The sequence below is a fragment of the Caballeronia arvi genome (assembly GCF_001544695.2).
Classification (GTDB): domain Bacteria; phylum Pseudomonadota; class Gammaproteobacteria; order Burkholderiales; family Burkholderiaceae; genus Caballeronia; species Caballeronia arvi.
This window is the reverse complement of record NZ_FCOM02000132.1, coordinates 1-6,299: the sequence shown is the minus strand read 5'-3', so window position 1 is coordinate 6,299 and position 6,299 is coordinate 1. Positions and strand designations below refer to the sequence as shown.

4 protein-coding genes and 2 pseudogenes are annotated in these 6,299 nt (G+C 59.5%); 5 read left to right on the top strand and 1 reads right to left on the bottom strand.

Translation table 11 applies throughout. The features are described from left to right. From AWB74_RS46720 to AWB74_RS48950, 4 genes and pseudogenes are all read left to right on the top strand, one after another. Positions 1-729 (top strand): annotated as a pseudogene (locus tag AWB74_RS46720) (hypothetical protein); the annotation flags it as partial. A 91-nt stretch (positions 730-820) separates the two neighbouring features. Then, positions 821-2,035, top strand: coding sequence for a UDP-galactopyranose mutase (gene glf / locus AWB74_RS43080; protein ID WP_061152601.1), 1,215 nt, complete (start codon positions 821-823; stop codon positions 2,033-2,035). Between the two features lie 83 nt (positions 2,036-2,118). Further along, the gene (locus AWB74_RS43075) at positions 2,119-3,258 is read left to right on the top strand and encodes a glycoside hydrolase family 1 protein (RefSeq protein WP_200822118.1); all 1,140 of its coding nucleotides are present in this window, start codon (positions 2,119-2,121) and stop codon (positions 3,256-3,258) included. A gap of 667 nt (positions 3,259-3,925) precedes the next feature. Continuing rightward, a pseudogene (locus tag AWB74_RS48950) lies at positions 3,926-4,090 on the top strand (DUF3005 domain-containing protein); the annotation flags it as partial. Between the two features lie 154 nt (positions 4,091-4,244). Here AWB74_RS48950 and AWB74_RS43065 read toward each other — a convergent pair. Then, positions 4,245-5,351, bottom strand: coding sequence for an IS5 family transposase (locus tag AWB74_RS43065; RefSeq protein ID WP_061152596.1), 1,107 nt, complete (start codon positions 5,349-5,351; stop codon positions 4,245-4,247). Between the two features lie 451 nt (positions 5,352-5,802). Here AWB74_RS43065 and AWB74_RS43060 point away from each other — a divergent pair. Then, a partial coding sequence (locus tag AWB74_RS43060; RefSeq protein ID WP_143749498.1) for a manganese catalase family protein occupies positions 5,803-6,299 on the top strand: 497 nt, incomplete at its 3' end.

The following is a 6,299-nucleotide window of genomic DNA, read 5'->3' as shown; positions in this document are numbered from 1 at the left end:
TTATCGAAGTCCACTGTCGTTTTTGCCGGCGGTCAGAGTCTCTATGACGCGAAACGACGGCATTATCGAGGCATTCATCTGTTCCCGAGCAGCGTTGACATCCCGCATTTCCGCAGAGCCCGTGAGTCGCTTCCCGAGCCGGACGTACAGCGGCCGATACCGCACCCGCGTGTTGGTTTTTTCGGCGTCATCGACGAGCGCTTCGACGCAGATCTGTTGCGCGAGGCAGCTGCAGCACGGCCGAATATACATTTCGTCGTCCTCGGACCGGTTGTCAAGATCGACAGCGCGGGACTGCCGCGACGTTCCAATATTCATTACCTTGGAAAGCAAGCATACGGCGACTTGCCTGCCTTTCTCGCGCACTGGGACATTGCGATGATGCCGTTCGCGCTGAACGCATCCACCCGTTTCATTAGCCCAACCAAGACGCCCGAATACCTCGCCGGCGGCCGTCTAGTCGTCTCCACCTCGATCCGCGACGTCGTTGATCGGTACGGCAGCAGCAGTGCGGTCAAGATCGCCCGCGCGTCCGGCGACCGGACCTCGTTACTGTCCTTCGTTGGCGCGCTCGATGAAGCGCTCGAGCGTTCCGCCGACCGGTTAGCGGTACAGCAAGCGGCAGACGAAGCGCTTTCAGGGATGAGTTGGGACGATACCTTCGAGCGGATGCACGATGTGATCGTGCAAGCGTTAGATCAACGGCGCGAGGCGATTCATGCGAGATGACTCTAGCCGAGCAGACCTCGGCACTCCGAAGGAGCGCCGAACCGGTCAGTTCGATGGCGGCAGCACCGGGAAAAGACGTTGCACGCCCTACATGAGGCGCAATGAAAATCGGCCGTTTGACTACTTGATTGTCGGGGCTGGATTTGCTGGGTCCGTGCTTGCCGAACGACTCGCGGCGGGCCTCGGCAAAAAGGTAATGGTCATCGACCGTCGCCCCCACATCGGCGGTAATGCCTACGACGAACTCGATGCGGCAGGCATTCGAATCCACCGTTATGGTCCACACATCTTCCACACGAATGCGCCCCGAATTGTCGACTATCTCTCGAAATTCACCAGCTGGCGCCCCTACGAGCACCGGGTGAAGGCATTTGTTGATGGCTCGCTGCTGCCCATTCCGATCAATCTCACGACGCTCAACAGTTTGTATGGGCTGAACATGACGCCAGCAGAGGCGCGCGCCTTCCTCGCGGATCGCGCAGAAACACGATGCGAGATACTCACTTCCGAAGACGTCGTATTGAGCGCGGTGGGTCGTGAACTTTACGAGAAGTTCTTTCGCGGTTACACCCGCAAGCAGTGGGGAATCGACCCCTCGCAGCTGGACAAGTCGGTTACCTCGCGCATTCCCACGCGGACAGAGACCGACGACCGTTACTTCCTGGATTCTTTTCAATGTATGCCTGCTGACGGCTACGAACCGATGTTCAAAGCCATGCTATCGCATCCGTTAATTACCCTCAGGTTGAACACGGATTTCCGGCAAGCGCGCAGCGACACCGACTTCAAGCACGTTATCTATTCAGGCCCGATCGACGAATACTTCGACTTCTGCTTCGGCAAGCTACCCTACCGCTCTCTGCGGTTCGAGCATGAGACTCTCGACATTCCACAGCTCCAGCCGGTGGCGGTTGTCAACTATCCCGATGAAGCGGTGGAATACACGCGCATCACAGAGTACAAGCATCTTACTGGTCAGCGTCATTCCCGAACCAGTATCTCTCGCGAGTACCCGAGTGCCAGCGGGGACCCGTTTTATCCCATACCGCGCCCGGAAAACCAGGCGCTTTACAAGCGGTATGAGGCGTTGGCGAGCCAAACGCCTGGCGTCACCTTTGTGGGGCGCCTCGGGACCTACAGGTATTACAACATGGATCAGGTTATCGGACAGGCACTCGCCGTCTACGCGCGTATCGAAGCCGAGACGGCTTCGGGCCACGAATCTGTCGCGAGCGGCCCGGCTCGTCGAGCTGCGGACATGGCTGACCTCCCAACTGCTACCGCTTCGGACGCCCTGTCACGATGATGCCTGCGCGAGACTTTAAGTCCTTTTTTTGGGGCGGCTTCGAGTGCGCCAGCCATCGAAGAAACGACGGCGTACGGTTAGACTTGCTGAACTCGACTGGGCATGATGTACATGCCCTCGCTGACTACGCCAGCCTGATCGAACACGGCATCGTCACCGTCAGGGACGGCGTGCGCTGGCATCTGATTGAGTCACGCCCAGGACGGTACGACTGGACCAGCGTACTTCCGATGCTGCGCGCAGCCCACGCCACTGGAGTCCAGGTCCTCTGGGACCTCTGTCACTATGGCTGGCCGGATCATGTTGACATCTGGCGGCCTCAATTCGTCGAAGCTTTCGCGAAGTTCGCCGCAGCCACCGCTGCTGTCATCGCGTCGGAAACAGAAGATGCGCCGATCTTCACCTTGATCAATGAGATCTCGTTCTGGTCTTGGTTCGGCGGAGAAGTCGGTGACATTCGCCCGTCGACTTTCGGACGCGGGCTCGAATTGAAGCATCAGCTGGTTCGCGCCACTATCGCCGCAACGGACGCAATCCGCTCGGTGTCTCCGGGTGCCCGCTTCATCACCACCGACCCGCTGATCAATGTAGTCTCCCGCCTCCCGGAACGAAGCGACGACGCCGAGCGGCACCGACTTAGCCAGTACCAGGCATTCGACATGTTGACCGGTGAGCTTTGGCCGGGGCTCGGCGGTGCGCCGTCTTATCTGGATATCGTAGGTCTCAACTACTACAGTTTCAATCAATGGCTCATCGAAGGAGGCGAGCTTGAGCCCACTGATCCGATGTATCGCCCCTTGTCGGATATGCTGGAAGAGGTGTATCGCCGATACGGCCGGCCATTAGTCATCGCGGAAACAGGCGCGGAAGGGCACTCGCGGCAACCGTGGCTGTCGTTCGTGTCCGACGAGGTCTATCAGGCGCGCACGGCTGGCGTGCCGGTGCGGGGGCTGTGTCTATATCCGATACTGGACTATCCCGGTTGGGCTAACGACCGCCATTGCGAAACCGGGCTGTTCGGCTATGCAAGCGCATCGGCCCCCGACCACGAATCACTCGCCCCTCTTCGACCGCTCTTTCGCCCGCTCGCTGATGAAATCGCCCTGCAGCGGCTACGATTCGAAGAGCCAGGCGTTGCCCATATACCGTCGACCTCCGATGCATTGACGCGGTGCGAGTCCGAGCCGCAGAACGAACTGGTACTTTTTCCGAGGTCTACCTGATTTGCAGGGAGAAATTGCCCAATGCTCCGGTCGCCGTCGTCGACTCCGGTCGCCTATGAGGCCTATCCCTGAGCGCGCGCGGACGCGCCCCATCCTTAATGGCCCTGCCGCGCGTCTCCGATTTCGGGCGCAACAGTCGCGTGATTTCAATCGCGGCCCTCGAGATGCCGCCGGCCATGGTTCCCAATCAGCGTCGGCAAAAGAAAAACGCGGCAATAATGGGACGGATTTGGGACGCCGGTCATCACCGAATAGGGCGCCTCGGCAGGACTTGCGATGACGTGCGTGAGCTTGCTTACAGCGACCGTGTATGTCACCAATAGAATGGTCAGCAGGCGGGCGAAACGTGCGCTCGGCAGGAGCCACACCATAAGTGCGTTGAGCCACCCGCGAATATGGCGCGCACGAGTGTCGCAGTAAGTCCGCCTTGAACGGCGCGTGGGCAACCTCTCCGAGCGCCGATGTGACTTCAGGACCTCCCACACAAAGCAAGCAAACTGAGATGGCCGCAAAAAGCCCCGGTAAAACACCGGTTGCGGGCAGCGTCGCGCCGAATGCCCAAACTTAAGCCCGAGAGTTCGGAAGCGCCAGCAATGCCGGTTCTGCCGAGCCCGGTGTAAAAAGGCGGCCCCACTGTGCTGTCGACGGATCGACGGACCCAGTCGAGCGTGCGAGCCGGCGGATCATTGGGATCAGCAACGCGGGCATGGAGTCGACCGACAACACGGTTGATGCTGACGCGAAGTCGCATGAACTATGTCTTCGGAAAACCTCGATCGCGTCCCCTGCACGTCGCTCATTGCGGCGGCCGACCGCTGCGGGGACGCGCTGACCAAAGCAGCGTTAGCAGGCTGTTGAAATATCCCTTTGTGAACGCGTGCTCGCTTATTCGGAAGAGCTGGCGCGATGCAGTGTTCCGAAATGAATTGACGCCGACATCCTTGATTCAGGTGTTGCCGATGCCGCTTTCCTTCTCGCTTACGCTTTCAAGCTGCCCGAGCAGCAAGGGTTCGCATGCGGGTCAAGTTGTACGCTGCCTGAGTCAGCAGAAAAAGCTGGTCGATTCGCCTCAGACCTCGATACATCGCCTGCCGAATTCCGCCGACGGTCTTGCCCCACCCAAACACCTGCTCGATGCGTTTGCGTTTGCACTGACTGATTGCGTAGCCGGGCCATCGCGTCGTTCGAGCGTCAATCGCGGAACCGCCCGCGCGTCCATCGTTTTGCGCTACATGCGGTGTCACATTGTTCGCGCGGCACGTTGCCACGAAGCCGGCCGTGTCGTAGTTCTTGTCAGCACCGACCGTAATGGACGCACCGGCAAATCGCGCAGCATCTGCAAGCATCTCTGCGGCCGCATCCCGCTCGGCGGTGCCGTTGGCCTGTGTGACCTGTGCGTTCACTACGAGGCCATGCCGGTTATCGGTCAGCACGTGACCCATGTAGCAAAGCACTGCGCCCGTGCCACGACTCTTGCGGAACAGTCGCGCCTGATTGTCCGTGCTGGATTCATGGGTGTCGTTGCTGCGCTTCTCGCCGCGCCAGTTTTCCTGAGAGCCGGCGCCGCCGTCAGGCGGTGAGTCGTCATCCGGCTTCGTCTTAGGCACAAAGCTCTTGTGTCCCGCCCAAGCCTGAATGAGCGTGCCGTCGACGCTAAAATGCTCGCCCGACAGGTGCCCACGCACGCGCGCCGTCTCGACCGTCTCGTTGAACAGACTGACAATGACATCATGGATTATCAGCCGGTCGCGGTTCTTGCTGAAGGTGGAGTGGTCCCAAACCGCATCGTCCATTGCCAGTCCGACGAACCATCGAAACAACATGTTGTAGGAGATTTGCTCCATCAACATGCGTTCGCTTCGAATCGAATACAGCACTTGCAACAGCAGGGCGCGAATCAGCTTCTCTGGCGCAATGCTCGGACGACCGCCCCTCGCATCGCTCTCGTACATGCGCGAAAAGACCGTATCCATGCGGGCGAGCGCCTCGTTCAGCCACAAGCGAATCGGTCGAAGCGGATGATTGGCCGGAACGAAGTCGTCCAGCTTGGACATCGTGAACATCGATTCGGTGTAGCCGTCCGCTCCGCGCATCGTTTCGGTCTCAGTGTCGTTCGATTCCTTGAATCAACGTTTCTCCCTTGCGCACGGATGACCCACGCAGAGGGTATTTCAACAGCCTGCTAGAGCGTATTTTGCCGCAGGAACAAGCGATGGCCAGATGGCTGCTCGAGCAAGTTCCAGCACCTCGGTGCCCTATCCCCTGCGTTCCACCTCGGGCGTTGAGGCGAAGAAGTGAGCGACAGCCAAGTGGCATAAGCGTTGCTCACTGTAGGCCAACCGCGCTTCCATCCGCGAAGCGTCTATTCACTAGCGGCGGTGCCGCATCACGCCAGCGCACATATGTAGCGCTGAGACTCGAGGCAGACGGACCGAAAGTGACGCTAACGCGCTCCTCCCGGTCGCTCCGAGTTCACCCCTTGTCTTCATTGCGTACGCGGCGCCGCGATAGGCTGCGCACGTCTCAACAAAAGGAGCCGTTGACATGTTCGTTCATAACAAGCGCCTGCAATATACAGTGCGCGTGGCTGCGCCGAACCCCGGCCTCGCTAACCTGTTGCTTGAGCAGTTCGGTGGGCCGCAAGGCGAATTGGCTGCCGCGTGCCGTTATTTCACCCAGGCGGTGGCGGAAGCTGACCCCGGCCGCAAGGACCTTCTGTTTGATATTGCGACAGAGGAATTGAGTCACCTCGAGGTGATCGGTTCGATCGTCGCAATGCTGAATAAGGGTGCAAAAGGCCAACTGGCAGAAGGCGTCCAGCAAGAAGCAGAGCTTTACCGCTCGCTGACCGGGCCGGGGAACGACTCTCACATTACATCTCTGCTGTATGGCGGCGGTCCATCTCTTACCAACTCCGCTGGCGTGCCTTGGACCGCGGCCTACATCGATACGATCGGCGAGCCCACAGCCGATTTGCGCTCCAACATCGCCGCTGAGGCGCGCGCAAAAATTATCTATGAGCGTCTCATCAACATCACGGA